Annotated in this window: 15 protein-coding genes; 12 read left to right on the forward strand and 3 right to left on the reverse strand. The window is 69.3% G+C overall.

Features of this window, described 5'->3' with window-relative positions; all coding sequences use genetic code 11:
* Window positions 1–5: 5 nt before the first annotated feature.
* The 8 genes from trpE (at window position 6) to lexA (ending at window position 7,656) form a co-directional block, all read left to right on the forward strand.
* Window positions 6–1,511 carry an anthranilate synthase component I gene (trpE, locus tag JMJ56_RS19755; RefSeq protein ID WP_202833494.1) on the forward strand — a complete coding sequence of 502 codons (1,506 nt, stop codon included), beginning with the start codon at window positions 6–8 and terminating at the stop codon, window positions 1,509–1,511.
* Window positions 1,508–2,374 (forward strand): amidohydrolase family protein, encoded by an 867-nt coding sequence (locus JMJ56_RS19760; RefSeq protein WP_202833495.1) that lies wholly within the window; start codon window positions 1,508–1,510, stop codon window positions 2,372–2,374. Before trpE ends, JMJ56_RS19760 begins: the two co-directional genes overlap by 4 nt.
* A 342-nt stretch (window positions 2,375–2,716) precedes the next feature.
* Window positions 2,717–3,304, forward strand: a complete 588-nt coding sequence (locus JMJ56_RS19765; RefSeq protein ID WP_202833496.1) for an anthranilate synthase component II — start codon at window positions 2,717–2,719, stop codon at window positions 3,302–3,304.
* Entirely contained in the window at window positions 3,301–4,311 is a 1,011-nt protein-coding gene (gene trpD, locus JMJ56_RS19770) for an anthranilate phosphoribosyltransferase (protein WP_202833497.1), read from the forward strand. Before JMJ56_RS19765 ends, trpD begins: the two co-directional genes overlap by 4 nt.
* Window positions 4,308–5,141: an indole-3-glycerol phosphate synthase TrpC gene (gene trpC, locus JMJ56_RS19775; RefSeq protein WP_202833498.1), complete on the forward strand. Its 834-nt coding sequence runs from the start codon at window positions 4,308–4,310 to the stop codon at window positions 5,139–5,141. Before trpD ends, trpC begins: the two co-directional genes overlap by 4 nt.
* A complete protein-coding gene (moaC, locus tag JMJ56_RS19780; protein ID WP_202833499.1) occupies window positions 5,141–5,623 on the forward strand; it encodes a cyclic pyranopterin monophosphate synthase MoaC in 483 nt (160 codons plus the stop codon). Before trpC ends, moaC begins: the two co-directional genes overlap by 1 nt.
* Window positions 5,623–6,828, forward strand: coding sequence for a molybdopterin molybdotransferase MoeA (locus JMJ56_RS19785; RefSeq protein ID WP_202833500.1), 1,206 nt, complete (start codon window positions 5,623–5,625; stop codon window positions 6,826–6,828). Before moaC ends, JMJ56_RS19785 begins: the two co-directional genes overlap by 1 nt.
* Window positions 6,829–6,927: 99 nt before the next feature.
* Complete coding sequence (lexA, locus tag JMJ56_RS19790; RefSeq protein ID WP_202833501.1) at window positions 6,928–7,656, forward strand: transcriptional repressor LexA; 729 nt, start codon at window positions 6,928–6,930, stop codon at window positions 7,654–7,656.
* Between the two features lies 1 nt (window position 7,657).
* Here lexA and JMJ56_RS19795 read toward each other — a convergent pair whose 3' ends face one another.
* A complete protein-coding gene (locus tag JMJ56_RS19795; RefSeq protein ID WP_202833502.1) occupies window positions 7,658–9,784 on the reverse strand; it encodes a ComEC/Rec2 family competence protein in 2,127 nt (708 codons plus the stop codon).
* A 318-nt stretch (window positions 9,785–10,102) separates the two neighbouring features.
* Between JMJ56_RS19795 and gltX the strand changes: the two genes are divergently transcribed.
* Window positions 10,103–11,500, forward strand: a complete 1,398-nt coding sequence (gene gltX, locus JMJ56_RS19800; RefSeq protein ID WP_202833503.1) for a glutamate--tRNA ligase — start codon at window positions 10,103–10,105, stop codon at window positions 11,498–11,500.
* Here the strand turns inward: gltX and JMJ56_RS19805 are convergent, their stop codons facing one another.
* Together JMJ56_RS19805 and JMJ56_RS19810 are read right to left on the reverse strand one after the other, a co-directional pair.
* Complete coding sequence (locus JMJ56_RS19805; protein ID WP_202833504.1) at window positions 11,501–12,655, reverse strand: zinc-binding dehydrogenase; 1,155 nt, start codon at window positions 12,653–12,655, stop codon at window positions 11,501–11,503.
* Window positions 12,656–12,684: 29 nt separating this feature from the next.
* On the reverse strand, window positions 12,685–13,581 hold the full coding sequence (locus JMJ56_RS19810; RefSeq protein WP_202833505.1) for a diacylglycerol/lipid kinase family protein: 897 nt from the start codon (window positions 13,579–13,581) through the stop codon (window positions 12,685–12,687).
* Between the two features lie 245 nt (window positions 13,582–13,826).
* Between JMJ56_RS19810 and JMJ56_RS19815 the strand changes: the two genes are divergently transcribed.
* The 3 genes from JMJ56_RS19815 (at window position 13,827) to JMJ56_RS19825 (ending at window position 16,324) form a co-directional block, all read left to right on the forward strand.
* Window positions 13,827–14,642, forward strand: coding sequence for a UDP-2,3-diacylglucosamine diphosphatase (locus JMJ56_RS19815; RefSeq protein ID WP_202833506.1), 816 nt, complete (start codon window positions 13,827–13,829; stop codon window positions 14,640–14,642).
* Window positions 14,635–15,690, forward strand: a complete 1,056-nt coding sequence (locus tag JMJ56_RS19820; RefSeq protein WP_328702430.1) for a glycosyltransferase family 4 protein — start codon at window positions 14,635–14,637, stop codon at window positions 15,688–15,690. The genes JMJ56_RS19815 and JMJ56_RS19820 overlap by 8 nt, the downstream gene beginning before the upstream one ends.
* 121 nt (window positions 15,691–15,811) lie before the next feature.
* Window positions 15,812–16,324: a class I SAM-dependent methyltransferase gene (locus tag JMJ56_RS19825; RefSeq protein ID WP_236038057.1), complete on the forward strand. Its 513-nt coding sequence runs from the start codon at window positions 15,812–15,814 to the stop codon at window positions 16,322–16,324.
* The last annotated feature ends 51 nt before the right edge of the window (window positions 16,325–16,375 follow it).

Here is a 16,375-nt window from a genome sequence, read left to right on the forward strand (position 1 = left end):
CCGCCATGCCCTCCCCCGATTTCGCCGCCTTCAGCGCTGGTCTTGCCGCCGGGCAGGCCCAGGTGCTGTGGCGGGAGCGGGTGGCGGACCTGGACACGCCGGTTGGGGTCTTCCTGAAGCTCGCCTCCGGCAAACCGAACAGCTTCCTGCTGGAGAGCATCGAGGGCGGCGCCGCCCGCGGCCGCTACTCCGCCGTCGGGTTGGAGCCGGACCTCATCTGGCGTTGCCGCAATGGTCGCGCCGAGGTGAACCACCACGCGCTAGCCGCCCCTCACGCCTTCGAACCCGCCGGCGAGGATGCGCTGGAAAGCCTCCGCGCTGCCATCACCGCGGCGCAGATGACGCTCCCGCCCGGCCTGCCGCCCATCGCCGTCGGCCTCTTCGGCTATCTCGGCTATGACATGGTCCGGCTGATGGAGCGCCTGCCCTCGACCGCCCCGGATGTGCTCGGCGTGCCCGATGCGGTCCTTGTCCGCCCCACCCTCGTCGCAGTCTTCGACCATGTGCGGGACGCGCTCAGCCTCTTCACCACCGTGTGGCCTCAGCCAGGCCAGGACCCGCAGGCCGCCTGGGACGCCGCCCAGGCCCGGCTGGACGAGACCGAGGCCGCGCTCGACCGCCCGCTGCCCCGCCCCGCCGCCCCAGTCAGCCTGCCGAAGCTGCCCGAACCCTCCAGCAACTTCACCCGCAAAGGCTTCATCGCCGCAGTGGAGCGCGCCAAGGACTACATCCGCGCCGGCGACTGCTTCCAGGTCGTGCCCAGCCAGCGCTTCTCGATACCCTTCGCCCTGCCGCCCTTCGCCCTCTACCGGGCGCTGCGGCGGATCAACCCGGCGCCCTTCCTCTTCTTTTTCGATTTCACCGGCTTCGCCGCCGTCGGCGCCTCGCCCGAGATCCTCGTGCGCCTCCGCGACGGCGAAGTGACCATCCGCCCGCTCGCCGGCACCCGCCGCCGCGGCGCCACGCCCGAGGAAGACAAGGCGCTCGAGGCCGAACTCCTCGCCGACCCGAAGGAGCGCGCCGAGCACCTGATGCTGCTCGATCTCGGCCGCAACGATGTCGGCCGCGTCTCCGCCATCGGCACCGTCCGGGTGCCGAGCCAGTTCCAGATCGAGCGCTATTCCCAGGTGATGCATATCGGCTCCGAGGTGCGCGGCCGCCTCCGCCCTGGCCTTACCGCCGTCGATGCCCTCGCCGGCGGCTTCCCGGCCGGCACGTTGACCGGCGCCCCCAAGGTCCGCGCCATGCAGATCATCGAGGAGTTGGAGCCCTCCCGGCGCGGCATCTATGCCGGCGGCTTCGGCTATTTCGGCGCCGATGGCGGCATGGACACCTGCATCGGCCTCCGCACCGCGTTGGTGAAGGACGGGGTGATGCATGTCCAGGCCGGCGCCGGCGTCGTCGCCGACAGCGACCCGGTCGCCGAATACGAGGAAACCCAGCAGAAGGCCCGCGCCCTGTTCCGCGCGGCCGAGGAGGCCGTCCGCTTCGCCGCCGGCCGCCGTGGATGACCCGCCCCTGCCCGGGCGCCCGCGCCGTCACCAGCCGCCCGCATTGGCAACCGCCTGCTGGCGCGACCGACTGCCACATGCACATCTTCGGCCCCTATGAGCGCTACCCGCTCTCCCCCGGCCGCTCCTACACCCCGCCCGAAGCCTCCGTCGCCGCCTACCGGGCGATGTGTGACACGATCGACATCGCCCGCACCGTCATCGTCCAGCCGAGCATCTACGGCACCGACAATGCAGTAACCCTCGATGCCGTCGAGGCTCTCGGCCGAGATCGCGCCCGCGCCGTAGTGGTGGTCGACGAAAGCTTCGACCTGTCCACCCTCCGCGCCATGGCCGACCGCGGCGCCTGCGGCGTCCGCTTCAATGCGGTGAGCGGCAACGGCACCCCGCTCGCCCAGATCGAAGCCCTTGGCGCCCGCCTCGCCGAGCTCGGATGGCACATGCAGCTCTATGCCCATCCCACTGAAATGCTTGCGCTGGAGCCCGTCCTCGCCCGCCTGCCCTGCCCCTTGGTCATCGACCACATGGGCGGCGTGAAGTCTGGCGACCAAGGCCTTGATCACCCCGCCTTCCAGGCCCTGCTCCGGCTGCTGCGCGGCGGCGCCTGGGCCAAGCTCTGCGGCTACCGCTCCTCTACCGCTGGCGCGCCCTATGCCGACGTCGCCGCCATGGCCCGCACCATGATCGAGGCCGCGCCCGAGCGCTGCGTCTGGGGCACCGATTGGCCCCACCCCTCCCTTGCCTCGCCCGAGGAGGTGCCGGACGACGGCGTGCTGATGGACGCCTTCGGCGACTGGGCGCCCGAGCCTGCTCAGCGCCAAGCCATCCTCGTCGACAACCCGGCACGGCTCTACGGCTTCTGATCCCCTTGCACGGCACGCGCGGCCATGGCACGACTAGTGCCATGGTGCAGCGCGCGATCCCCGCTACGCGATTTTGGTACCGCTGGTACACACCGGTGGCCTAGGATCAGCGCACCCACGCAGACCCGCAGAAGCCGCCACTCGCTGGCGGCTTTTTCGTCTCTGCACCTCCCGCCAGCGGTGCCGGCCCCCGAACCACCCAGGAGGCCCCATGCAACGCAGCGATTTCGACTTCGACGTCATCAGCGGCCCGGCCCTGCCTCCCCTGCGGCCGCCCGCGCCGCCGGCCCCGCCGCCGCCCGCGCTTGACCCGGCCGCGGCCCGGCCCGAAAGTTCGAAACCATGATCCTGCTGATCGACAACTACGACAGCTTTACCTTCAATCTCTACCACTTCCTCGGTGATCTTGGAGTGGAGATCGAGGTGCGGCGCAATGATGCGCTGACGAGCCAGGAGGCCCTGGCGATGCAGCCGGAGGCTATCCTGCTTTCGCCCGGCCCCTGCACGCCGAACGAGGCCGGCATCTGCCTGCCGCTGATCGGCGCCGCCGCGTCGGCCGGCGTGCCGCTGATGGGCGTCTGCCTCGGCCACCAGGCGATCGGCCAGGCTTTCGGCGGTACCGTCATCCGTGCCCCCGATCCCGTCCACGGCAAAGTCTGGGACGTCCACCACCGCGGCACCGACCTCTTCGCCGGCCTGCCAAGTCCGGTCCGCGCCACGCGCTACCACTCTCTCGTCGTCTGCCGCGACGACCTACCCGCCGAGCTTGAGGCCACCGCCTGGACCGAGGACGGCCTCATTATGGGGCTCGCCCATCGCAGCCTGCCGATCTGGGGCGTGCAGTTCCACCCGGAGAGCATCGCCTCCCAGCACGGCCACGACCTGCTGCGGAACTTCCTGCTGCTCGCTAAGGCGCGGGTGCCGGCGTGAACAGCCTGAAGCCGGTCCTCGCCCGCCTTGCTGCCGGCGAGCGCCTGGCGGAGAGCGAGGCCGAGGCCGCCTTCGGCATCATCATGGCCGGCGAGGCGACCCCCGCCCAGATCGCCGGCATGCTCATGGCGATGCGCGTCCGCGGCGAGACGGTGGCCGAGATGACCGGCGCCGTCCGTGCCATGCGCGCCCGCATGACGGCAATCGAGGCCCCGCCTGGCGCCATCGACATCGTCGGCACCGGCGGCGATGCCTCGGGCAGCCTCAACATCTCGACTGCGACTTCCCTCGTCGTTGCCGCCTGCGGCGTGCCCGTCGCCAAGCACGGCAACCGTGCCCTCTCCTCCCGCTCCGGTGCCGCCGATGCGCTGGCCGCCCTCGGCATCGACCTCGACGTGCCGCTGGAGCGGCTGGAGGCGGTGCTGAAGACGGTCGGCATGGTCTTCCTGATGGCACCGCGCCACCATGCGGCGCTGCGCCATGCCGCCGGCCCTCGCGTCGAGCTCGGCACCCGCACCATCTTCAACCTGCTGGGACCATTGGCGAATCCCGCCCGTGTCCGCCGCCAGCTCACCGGCGCCTTCAGCGCCGCCTGGCTCCGTCCCATGGCCGAAACCCTCGCCCGCCTCGGCACCGAGGCCGCCTGGCTCGTCCATGGCCAGGGGCTCGACGAGATCGCCCTTTCCGGCGAAACCCAGGTGGTCGCGCTCGACAGCGGGACGATCCGCGAATTCACGATCGCACCGGAGGATGCAGGCCTCCGTCGCGCTCCGCCCGAGGCGATCCGCGGCGGCGAGCCGGCCGAGAACGCCCTCGCCCTCACCGCGTTGCTGGACAGCGCCCCTGGTCCCTACCGCGATATCGTGTTGCTGAATGCGGCCGCGGCTCTGGTCGTTGCGGGGCGCGATACCGATCTAGCATCCGGCGCGGCGCGGGCCGCGGCGGCCATCGACAGCGGGGCCGCTTCTGCCGTACTGGCCCGCCTCAAGGACGCCACTGCAGCATGAATGCCCCCCATCTGATCCTGTCCGAGCCGCAAACCGTGCCAGATACGCTCGCGCGCATCCTGGCCGACAAGTACGAGGAGGTCCGCGCCCGCTCCGCCGCGACGCCGCTCTCCGAGATCGAGCGCCAGGCCCGCACCGCCGACCGTCCGCGCGATTTCGTCACCGCCCTTTGCCAAGCCGTGGCCGATGGCCGGGTCGGCCTCATCGCCGAGATCAAGCGCGCATCCCCCTCGGGCGGGCTGATCCGCGATCCCTTCGAGCCCGCCACCCTCGCCGAGGATTATGCCCGCGCCGGCGCCACCTGCCTCTCGGTTCTGACCGACGCCCCGTATTTCCAGGGCCATGCCGAACACCTGAAGGCCGCCCGCGCCGCCTGCACCCTGCCGGTGCTGCGCAAGGACTTCATGGTCCATCCCTGGCAGGTTTTCGAAGCCCGGGCGATGGGCGCTGACTGCATCCTCATCATCATGGCCGCCCTCTCCGACCAGCAGGCCGAGGAGCTGGAGGATATCGCCCGCAGCTTGGACATGGGTGTCCTCGCCGAGGTCCATGACCGCGCCGAATTGGAACGTGCCCTCGGCCTCCAAACCCGGCTGATCGGTGTTAACAACCGCAATCTTAAGACTTTGCAGACCGACCTTGCGACTTCGGAAGAGCTTGTTCCGCTGGTTCCCGCCGATCGAATTCCCATCGCCGAGAGTGGCATCCGCAACCCCTCCGATGTCCGCCGGATGGCTGATGTCGGCGCCCGCTGCATTCTTGTGGGCGAGAGCCTGATGCGGCAGCCGGACGTCACCGCCGCCGCCGCCGAGCTTGTCCAGGCCCTCTGATGGCGGAAGCGCCCTCCCTCACCCATTTCGACGCGGAAGGCCGCGCCGCCACGGTCGATGTCGGGGGCAAGGCGGAGACGCAGCGTCAGGCCATTGCCCGCGGCCGGGTGGTGATGGAGCCGGCAACGCTGGCCCGCATCGTCGAGGGGCAGATGGCCAAGGGCGACGTCCTCGCCGTCGCACGCCTCGCCGGCATCATGGCAGCGAAGCGCACCGCCGACCTCATCCCGCTCTGCCACCCGCTGATGCTGACCAAGGTGGCAGTCAATCTTACCCCCACCCTGCCCGATGCGGTCGAGATCGAGGCCACTGTCGCCCTCACCGGCCGTACCGGCGTGGAGATGGAAGCGCTGACCGCCGTCACCGTCGCTGCGCTGACCGTTTATGACATGTGCAAGGCGATCGACCGCGGCATGCGGATCGAAGCCGTGCGGCTATCTCACAAGTCTGGCGGAAAGTCAGGTATTTACGAGGCAGAGTGATGATCTCGGTCGAGGAAGCCCGGGCGCGTATCCTGGCGGCCCTCACCGCCACGCCGTCAGAGACCGTGCCGCTGCCCGCCGGCTGGGGCCGCGTCCTCGCCCTACCCATACTGGCCCGGCTGACCCAACCTCCTGCTGATGTCTCGGCCATGGATGGCTACGCCGTCCGCGCTGCCGATGTGACGGAAGGTGCCCGCCTCGCCGTCATCGGCACCGCGCCCGCCGGCCATCCCTTCGCCGGCGAGGTTGGCGCAGGCCAAGCCGTGCGCATCTTCACCGGCGGCATCGTCCCGTTTGGCGCCGACGCAATTCTGCTTCAGGAGGATGCCGAGGCCACCGCCTCCACCGTGCTGGTGAAGGAGGCCGCCCGTCCCGGCCGATGGATTCGGCGCCGCGGTCTCGACTTTGCCGAGGGGGAGGAGGTGCTGTCTGCGGGTCGCCGCCTCACCGCTCGGGATATCGGGCTCGCCGCGGCCGCCAATACGCCCTGGCTGGCGGTCCACCGGGCGCCTCGCATTGGCATCCTGGCGACCGGCGACGAGATCGCCCTCCCCGGCGACCCGATTCCACGCGGCGGTATCGTCAGCAGCAACGCGCATGCCCTGGCCGCGCTCGTCCGCGCCGGTGGCGGCGACCCGCTGATCCTGCCCATCGCACCGGATGACAGCCAGGCGATTGCCGAAGCCGCCCGCGCCGCTCGCGCCTGCGACATGCTGGTAACAACCGGAGGCGCCAGCGTCGGCGACCACGATCTGGTGCAGAGCGCCCTTGGGCCGGAAGGGTTCGCCCTCGATTTCTGGAAGATCGCCATGCGGCCAGGCAAGCCGTTGATCTGGGGCCGCCTTGGCGCAACGCCGGTTCTTGGCCTGCCCGGCAACCCGGTCTCGGCCCTGGTGTGCAGCGTACTTTTCCTGATCCCAGCCCTGGACCGCCTCTCCGGCCTGCCTGGAGCTCCGCCGCGGACTATTCGTGCCCTCGCCGGTGCCGACCTGCCGGAGAACGACCGCCGTTTCGACCATCTTCGTGCGACCCTGCAACCCGGCCCCGAGGGTATCCCGCTGGCGATCCCCTTCCCGCTCCAGGACAGTTCCATGATGAAAACCCTGGCCCGTGCGGAAGCCCTTATCCTCCGCGCGCCTGGCGCGCCGGCCCTCCAAACCGGCGCACCGGTCGAGGTTATTCCTCTCGGTGATCTCGGACTCTGATACGATACAGTTGACCGGTCGGGAGAACTTCCGTAGAACATCGCTGCGATTCGTGGTTTGTTCGCCACCCATACGCAGGGCCAGCCCACGGAGGGGAAGATGCTTACCCGCAAGCAGCATGAGCTGCTGATCTTTATCGACAAGCATTTGCGCGCGACCGGCTTCTCCCCCTCCTTTGAGGAGATGAAGGACGCGCTGAAGCTCAAGTCGAAATCTGGCATCCACCGCCTCATCACCGCCCTGGAGGAGCGCGGCTTCCTCAAGCGTCGCGCCCATCGCGCCCGGGCGCTCGAGGTCATCCGCCTGCCGGAGAACATTGCCCCGCGTCGCACGCCGGAACCCGTGCCTGCCACTCCCCCGGCCACACCAGCATTCTCGCCCAATGTCATCCATGGCCGCTTCGCCCCCAATTTGGCTGGCGTCCAGCGCGCGGCGAATGAGGCGGCCGCCGTCCAACTTCCCCTCTACGGGCGCATCGCCGCCGGTCTTCCAATCGAGGCGCTGCGCGACAGCGGCACCAGCGTCGAGGTCCCAGCCGCCCTGCTGACCAATGGCGAGCACTATGCCCTCGAAGTCGCTGGCGATTCGATGGTTGATGCGGGCATCCTTGATGGCGATACGGTCATCATCCGGCGCGGCGACATGGCCGATAACGGCTCCATCGTCGTCGCACTGGTGGATGAGAACGAGGTCACGCTGAAGCGCCTGCGCCGCAAGGGTAATTCCATCGCGCTTGAGCCGGCTAACCCGCGTTACGAAACCCGCATCTTCGGCCCGGACCGCGTGAAGGTGCAGGGTCGCTTGATCGGTCTGCTGCGCCGCTACTGACCTAATCGACAGCCGCGAGAGGCGCCGCCGAGGCCAGTCCCCGTGGGCTCGGCATCGGCGGCACCCAAGGCCGGTCGCCCCGCCAGGCGCGGTCGCTGATCACCCGGGCCCCGCCGCGGTCCAGCCATATGGCATGTGGGCCTTCCCGCCAGACGGCGAAGCGGTCCACCACTTGCGCGAGGCAGGCTCCGCGCACCGGCTCGGCCGAGACAACCACCGCAGCGCTGGCACAGGTTGCCTCCGGCGCCTCGCCCCGCAGTAGCGCTGCCTCCGCCCCCGCCGGATCGGGCCGCAACACACAGGCCCCGGCCCTGCAGCGCAGGGCACCGTTCGCCGCCACGCCATCGCGCGGCAGCGCCTCAATGCTGACCTCGCCATGCACCCGATGCCAAACCTCCCGGACGAAGCTCGAGGCCCCGGATTGCCGCTGCAGGAACAGCCCGTCGCCTGCCCGCAGCGCAATCAGCCGCCCATCACCTGACACCAGCAGATCCGGCGGCCGATCGACCATCCCGCTGAGCAGCCCGATCGCCAGCAGCGGCACACCAGCCAGCCGCCACCCCGTCCGCCAGAGGCAAAGCCAGAGCAGCCCTATGGCACAAATCCCAAGCCCCCAGGATGGAATCGGCTGCATGGCCAGCGACGCCCCAGGCCAGACGGCGACCAGCCGCGCCACGCCGAGAATTGCCTCCACCCCCCAGCCCATCGGCGCCAGCGCCCAGCCCTCAAGCTCAAACGGCATCAGCAGCACCGCGGCCAGCGCCGCGGGCATGACCAGCAGCGAGGTGACCGGCACCGCAACCGCATTCGCCACCACGCCATAGAGCTGGACCCGGCCGAAATGGTGCAGGGAGAAGGGCATGGTAGCGAGCCCCGCCAGGACCGAGGTCGCCATCACGCCGAACAGCGCCAGCGCGAGGCGGCGTCGCCAAGCCGCTCGCCGCCCGCCTTGCGGCAGCCGCGGCCGCAGCCAGTCCCAGCCCGCAATGAGCGCGAGCACCGCGGCGAAACTCATCTGGAAACTTGCCCCGAGGATGGCAGCCGGCTGCATGACGATCACTGCCGCCGCCGCCAGCGCCAGCACCCTGAGGCTCAGCGCCCGCCGGCCTGCCAGCAACGCCAGCGTCGTCACCGCCGCCATGGCGAAGCTCCGTTGCATCGGTACCTGCACGCCGCTCAACAGCAGATACCCCGCCCCCACAGCCAGCGCCGCCAGCGCCGCGATTGCCTTTCCGGGCAGCCGCATGGCGAAGGCTAGGCCGCAGCGGACCAGGGTGAAGGCAATGCCCATCACCGCGACGATGTGCAGCCCCGAGACCGAGAGCAGATGCGCAAGCCCTGAGTCCCGCATGGCTGTGAGGTCGGCGCCGGGGATGGCGCTCTGGCCGCCGGTGATCAGCGCAGCGGCAATGGCCCCCGTCACCCCTGGAAGAGCTTCGGTCACCCTTGCCTCGATCGACGCCCGCAGCCCGGCGAAAATCGGCCGCGTCTCGCCCGGCACCACCGCCGCCATCCCCAGCGCATAGCCGCTACCGCCAAGGCCGGAGAAGTAGGCTGCCCGCTGGAAATCCCACCCGCCCGGATGCGCCGGCGCTCCCGGCGGCTGGATCATCGCCCGGACGGTGAGGCGGTCGCCCGGTTCCGGCCGGGCCGGGTCCTGCGGCTTCAGCCGCACCCGCACCATCCGCTCCTCCTGCCGCCCGCCATCGAATTGGACTGCCCGAAGCGTCACCCGTCGCCCCTCGGGCAGCAGCTCGATCTCTGCGACTGAACCGCTGAGGATGGTCGCCCCGCGGGGCGGCTCCTGCGGCGGCGCCACTCTTCCAGCCTGCCAGCTCGCCAAGGCGAAGCCGACCGCTCCGGCCGCCAGCAGGCCGAGCAGCAGCCCGGCCACGGGCCGACGCGCCCCGATCCAGAGCGCAAGCAGCGAGAGGGGAGGCGCTAGCCACCTGGCCGCCGGTGGGGGTTCCGACGGCCAGGCGAAATAGACCAGCACGCCCGCACCAAGGGCCACGGCCAGCCATAAGGCAAGCCTTGGGCGTTCGTCCGCGAGGAGGTTTTTCCGCGCGTCCGTCGATGCGAGCCTGCCGGGCCATCGGGGGGCTGGCCGGGCAACAGCTGAAAACATTGTCGGCCGAAATATTACCGTTTCGAATGAGACTTACAACTATTACGTGAAGATAAAATTTGAGATTATCTTAGAGTTGTACTTTAAGATATCCATCTAGATGCGCATCGATTTGGTGCGGCGGCTGCACTCTCCGCAGCTGCAATCCTGTCCGACGCAGCCTTGAGGCCGTGCCAACAGGCCGGTTTCCCAAGCCCCACCGCCCAGTCTATCCTGCCCGCGAGGGGCCCTTGCGCCCCACCACCGGCTCCCGGTCCGGCTTTCTTTGCAACTCAGCAGAAGTGCCGGCCGGCCCAAGCCGCACCGCCCAGGCAGATCATGACAGTCCGCACCCGCTTCGCCCCCTCGCCTACAGGTTTCCTGCACATCGGCGGGGCGCGCACCGCCCTCTTCAACCTGCTCTTCGCCCGGCATCATGGCGGCCAGTACCTGCTCCGCATCGAGGATACCGACCGGGCCCGCAGCACCGAGGAAGCAGTTCAGCAGATCCTCGACAGCCTCGCCTGGCTCGGCCTCAGCCCGGATGAGCCGCCTGTCTTCCAGAGCGGCCGCGAGGTGCGCCATGCCGAGGTGGCGCGGGAGTTGCTCGCCCGTGGCGCCGCCTACCTGGCCTACGACACGCCGGAGGAGCTGGCCGCGATGCGTGCCGAGGCGGAGGCCGCCAAGCGCCCCTTCAAGTACGATGGCTCCCGTTGGATCGGTCTCGACCTCGCCGCCGCCCCGGCCGACCGCAAGCCCGCCATCCGCCTCAAGGCGCCGCACGAGGGCTCCACCGTCGTCGAGGACCTGGTCCAGGGCCGCGTCGAGGTCCGCAACACGGAGCTGGACGACATGATCATCCTCCGCTCCGACGGCACGCCGACCTACCTGCACGCCGTGGTGGTGGACGACCACGACATGGGCATCACCCACGTGATCCGCGGCGATGACCACCTGACCAACACCTTCCGCCAGTGCATGGTCTATGACGCCATGGGCTGGCACCGCCCCCGCTTCGCCCATATCCCGCTGATCCATGGGGCGGACGGCGCCAAGCTCTCCAAGCGCCACGGCGCCGTCGGCGTGATGGAGTTCGAGGCGCAGGGCTTCCTCCCCGAGGCCGTCTGCAATTACCTACTCCGGCTTGGCTGGGGCCATGGCGACGAGGAGTATGTCCCCCGCGACCGCGCCATCGCCCTCTTCGATCTGAAGGATGTCGGCCGGGCCGCCTCGCGCATGGACTATGCCAAGCTGACCCATCTCAACGGCATCTATCTCCGCGCCGCCGACGACGCCCGCCTGACCGAGGACGTGCTGAGGCGCCTCGCAGCACGAGGGATCGATTACGGCACCCTCGGCGGCGACCGCGTTCGCGACCTGATGCCGACGCTCAAGGAGCGCGCCAAGACGCTGGAGGACCTCGCCTCGGCCGCCGCCTTCGCCGCCCAGGAAGGCCCGCCGCCGATGGACCCCAAGGCTGCCGCCCAGCTGACGCCGGAGGCGAAAGCCCTCCTCGCCGACCTCGCCCGCTTCCTCACCGACGCGCCATGGGAAAGGGCGGAGCTGATGAACTGGCTCCGCGACTATGCCGATGTGAAGGGGATGAAGCTCGGCCAGGTTGCCCAGCCGATCCGCATCGCCCTCAGCGGCAGCACCCAGAGCCCGCCGATCGATGCGGTCCTCGCCGCCCTCGGGCGAACGGAGGCGATGGACCGCATCCTGGCTGCGATCGAGTAGTCAGGCTTCCAGCAGCTCGGGGAAGGGCACGATCGTGCTCTTCACCGTGCGCATCGCCATGGCATCCGCAACCGCCCGGCTCACCCCGTCCTCGTCGAAAGGATAGATGGTCTGCATCGCAGCCCAGGGATAGCGGTCCCGCGCATGGTCCAGCATGCGGATGCCGAGCGCCAGGTCGTTCTCGGTGAAGGCCCATGAGCCGATGATGACCACATCCTTGGCGACGAAGCGGTGCCAGTTGGTGGCGATGCTCCCCGCATCGGTGAACTGCCCCATCTCGATCATCGCCGCGCCATCGCGCAGCATCTCGACACCCTCCGGCCCTGCGGCGGGATGCCCCGTGCAGTCCATCACCAGATCAGCGCCGTAGCCGCCAACGATTTCGCGGACGCGCGCCACCCGCGCCTCCGACGTCGGGTAGGCTTCGATATCGACCGTCGCCTCCGCCCCGAAGCGCCGGGCCAGAGCCAGCCGCGGCTCCTCCGGCGCGCCGACGCAAATCACCCGTCCCGCTCCCATCTCCCGCGCCGCAGCGATGGCAAGGATGCCGATCGGCCCGCTTCCCTGGATGACAACCGTGTCGCCCCAGCGGAACAGCCCCATCTTCTGCGCCCGGGCAAAGCCGCGGATGCAAGAGGTCAGCGGCTCCGACAGCGCCCCGAGCCGGAGCGGCATGGTCTCCGGCAGCTTGTAGATCTTGGTCCCCGGCAGCGCCTCGAGATCGACATAGACATACTCGGCCCAACCGCCCCAAAGATGCGGCGGCCGGTCGAAGCCGAGATAGCGCCCATAATAGACCGGCGTCTGGCAGCGGTTGGAATTCTCCGGGTAGTGGCGGCAGTAGTAGCACTCGCCGCAGGGCATGAAGGGCGGGACCATGATCTTGGACCCGATGCCGATCGGCAGGTCCATCCAGTCCGTCTTCAGGTCCGGCCCGATCTCCTGGACGATCCCGGTCATCTCATGGCCGAGGGTGAAGGGCCAGGGCAGCGGCTTCGGCCAATGTCCCTTGAGGATATGCAGATCCGTGCCGCAGACGCCGCAGGCACCGATCTGAATCAGCGCCGATTTCCGGCCGACCTTCGGCCATGGCACCTCGCGGATGACAGGCGGCGCCCCCGGCCCGTCGAAGGTCGCTACACGAATGGGCTTCATCGGCCTCTCCTCCCCTTTGGGCGGGAAGCCTAGGCTGCCAGGGCCACCCCCGTCACCTGCGGCAACACGACGCGGAGCGGCGCCGGCGCCACCCTGACTTCCACCGGCAGCCGTCCTACCGGGTCCCCGTCCGCCTGCACGGCGACTCCCTCGCCCTCGATGCGGAGCCAGGTCGCATGCCGCAGCGCGAGCCCCGGCATATGCGGCAGCAAGTTGAGCGGCAGCGCCGCGCCATAAGCCGCCGCCGCGACCGGCCCGGAGCCGCGGAACAGGGCCACCTGGAAGCCCGGCCGCGCCATTTCGGCCTCCGGCGCCAGCAGATGGCGCCCGGCATAAAGCCGCCCCTTGCTGACGATGACCGAACTCACCAGCGTCTCACCATCCGCGAAAACGACCCGCAGCGGCGGGAAGCGGTAGCGCCCCAGTTCCCGTACCGCCTGCCACACATAGGCTCCCCTGCCGATCCGGCGCTTCAGCCCGAGATCGAGATTGGCGACGACAGCCGCGTCGAATCCCGCCCCCAGCATCTGCACGAAGAGCCTTTCCCCGCCGCCGTCGAAGCGTGCCTCGCCCGGATGCACAAGCCGCGCCTCGCCCTCCACCAGCAGCCGCGCGGAGAGTTCCGGCCGCACCGGGATGCCGAGCTCCCAGGCGAAGACATTGGCCGTACCGAGCGGCAGCACGCCAAGCGCCGCGCCCGCCCCCGCCAGCCCGGCCGCCACCTCGGCGATCGTCCCGTCCCCGCCGGCCGCGACGACGACGCCCTGCCCCCCTCTCGCCCCCTCCCGCGCCAGCAACGCGGCATGGCCCGGATGCGCGGTCTCGACCAGCGTGAAATCCTGCCCAAGCCGCCGCAGCACTTGGAGCGCACGGTCCAGCCTCTGCCGGCGCCGCTGTCCGGCCTTGGGATTGAAGATGATCAGCATGGGGGCTTATCGCGACCGAAGGTGACGCTTCGGGGTCATATCGCGGTCAGTCGGTTTACAACAGAGGACGTACGAAACCGCTTCTGTCATCGCCCAGTCATATCGCAGCCTTTTGCGCCGTGTTACTGCATGGTTTCATGAAGGGTTCACGACAGGATTGCTGATCCCGCGTTACCCGCTCGTTGACGATTGTGTCCGGGGAGTCGCGGTACCCGCCCCACCCCGGCGAGAGCGAGGGCAGGATCATGCAAGCCGCCGAGGCCAGGACCCGTTACCGCAGCGTCTTCCTCTCCGACACCCATCTCGGCATGCGCGGCTGCCGGGCCGACTACCTGGCCGATTTCCTCCGCCGCACCGATTGTGACCGGCTCTACCTCGTGGGCGACATCGTCGATGGCTGGCGCCTGCGCAAGTCCTGGTATTGGGACAGCGACCATGATGACGTGCTGCGCATCCTGCTGAAGCTCGCCCGCTCTGGCACCGAGGTCCTCTACATCCCCGGCAATCATGACGAGATGTTCCGTAACTGGCTCGGCCAGGGGCTGGAGGTGGCCGGCATCCGCCTGATGCGTGAGGCGGTGCATGAGGCCGCCGATGGCCGCCGCTTCCTCGTCATCCACGGGGACGAGTTCGATGGCGTCATCCGCTACGCGAAGCTGCTCGCCCATCTCGGCGACTGGGCCTACGACATGGCGCTCACCCTGAACCGCTGGTTCAACGCCGCGCGCCGCAAGCTCGGCTACCCCTACTGGTCGCTCTCGCAATGGCTGAAGCGCCAGGTGAAGGAGGCGGTCAAAGCGATCGACCGCTTCGAGATGGCACTCGCCAACGAGGCCGGCCGACGCGGGCTCGACGGCGTCATCTGCGGCCATATCCACCATGCCGAGATGCGCGACGTTCACGGCATCACCTACATGAATGATGGTGATTGGGTGGAAAGCTGCACCGCCCTCGTCGAGCATGCCGATGGCCGGTTCGAACTGATCGACTGGGTGCGCGAGATGCGCCTCCGCGCCGAACGCGATGCCACGACCCAGCGCCTGGCCATCGCCCGTGCCTGACCAGCCCGTCACCCTCGCTGAGGCGCCGGCGAAAAGCGCCCCGCTCCGCCTGCTGATCGTCACCGATGCCTGGGCGCCGCAGGTCAACGGCGTGGTGCGCACCCTCAGCACCATGGCCGAGATGCTGCGCGCCAACGGCGACACCGTGGAGGTGATTGGCCCAAACCGGTTCCGCAGCATCCCGACGCCCGGCTACAAGGAAATCCGCCTCGCCATCGCGCCGCGGCGCAAGCTGATGCAGATCGTCGATGCCTACATGCCCTGCGCCGTGCACATCGCAACGGAGGGCCCGCTTGGCTGGGCGATGCGGCGCATCTGCCTCCGGCGCAACTGGCCCTTCACCACCGCCTTCCACACGAAATTCGCCGAATACATGGAGGCCCGTGCCCGGATCCCCGCGGCTTGGTCGTGGCGCGTCCTGCGCCGGTTCCACGCTCCCGCACAGGCGGTGATGGCAGCAACCCCAAGCCTGCGGCGCGACCTAGCCGCGCGCGGCTTCGCCAAGGTCCGCCCCTGGACCCGCGGCGTCGATCTCTCCCGTTTCCAGCCGGAGCCGCGCGAGCCCTTCGAGGGCCTGCCAAGGCCCATATTCCTCTACGCCGGCCGCGTCGCCGTCGAGAAGAACATCGCCGCCTTCCTTTCGCTCGACCTGCCTGGCAGCAAGGTCGTCATCGGCGATGGCCCGCAGCGCGCGGAGCTGGAGCAGCGCTTCCCCGGGGCGCATTTCCTCGGCTACCGTGAGAACGGCGTCCTCGCCCGCTCCTATGCCGGCGCCGATGTCTTCGTTTTCCCTTCGCGCACCGACACCTTCGGCCTCGTGCTGCTGGAGGCGCTCGCCAGCGGCACGCCGGTCGCCGCCTTTCCCGTCACCGGCCCGCTCGACGTGGTGACCGACCAGCGCGTCGGCGTGCTGGACGAGAATCTCCGCGCCGCCTGCCTGGCTGCGCTGGAGTGCAGCCGCGAGGCTGCGCGCGCCCACGCGGAAGCCTTCTCCTGGGACGCTTCGATGGCGCAATTTCGTGAAACCCTGGTCCGGTTCAATAGCTGAAAGCCGAGCCGGACAGAGAGGACAGAGCATGTCGAGCAGCAGCCTTCAACGGCCCGAAAACGCTCATCCCATCGCCAACCTGCCGCTCTTCTTCCGCCGGTGGATGGCGGACCCTTTGCAGATGGGATCCATCGTCCCATCCTCGCGCACCTTGTCGAGCCGCATCGCCAATCTCGCTGTGGCAGACGGCGATGGCGTCGTGCTCGAAATCGGCGCCGGCACCGGCGTCATCTCCCGCGCGATGCTCGACGCAGGCATTGCCCCGGAGCGTCTCGTATTGGTGGAAATCGTCCCCGACATGGCCGACCATCTGCGCGAGAGCCTGCCGGGCACGACCGTGCTCTGCGCCGACGCCTTCGCCCTGCCGCAACATCTGCCGGAGCGTTTCGTCGGCCGCGTCAGCAGCGTGATCTGCGGCATTCCGCTGGTGCTGCTGCCGATCGAGCGCCAGCGCCTCTTCGTCGAAGGCGTTGAGCGCGTCGCCCCCGGCCTTGGCTTCCTGCTCTACACTTACTGCATCACCTCGCCTCTGCCCTACCGCAAGCTCGGACTTTCGGCCAAGCGCGAGACCTGGACTCCGAGGAACTTCCCCCCTGCCAGCGTCTGGCGCTACCGCCCGCTGCAACGGGGTTGACACGGAACTGCCAAGCCGGCGCAACACGCGCCGGCTAGGAGCGCCCCCGGA

The organism is Belnapia arida (genome assembly GCF_016773205.1).
In the GTDB taxonomy this organism is placed as follows: Bacteria; Pseudomonadota; Alphaproteobacteria; order Acetobacterales; family Acetobacteraceae; genus Belnapia; species Belnapia arida.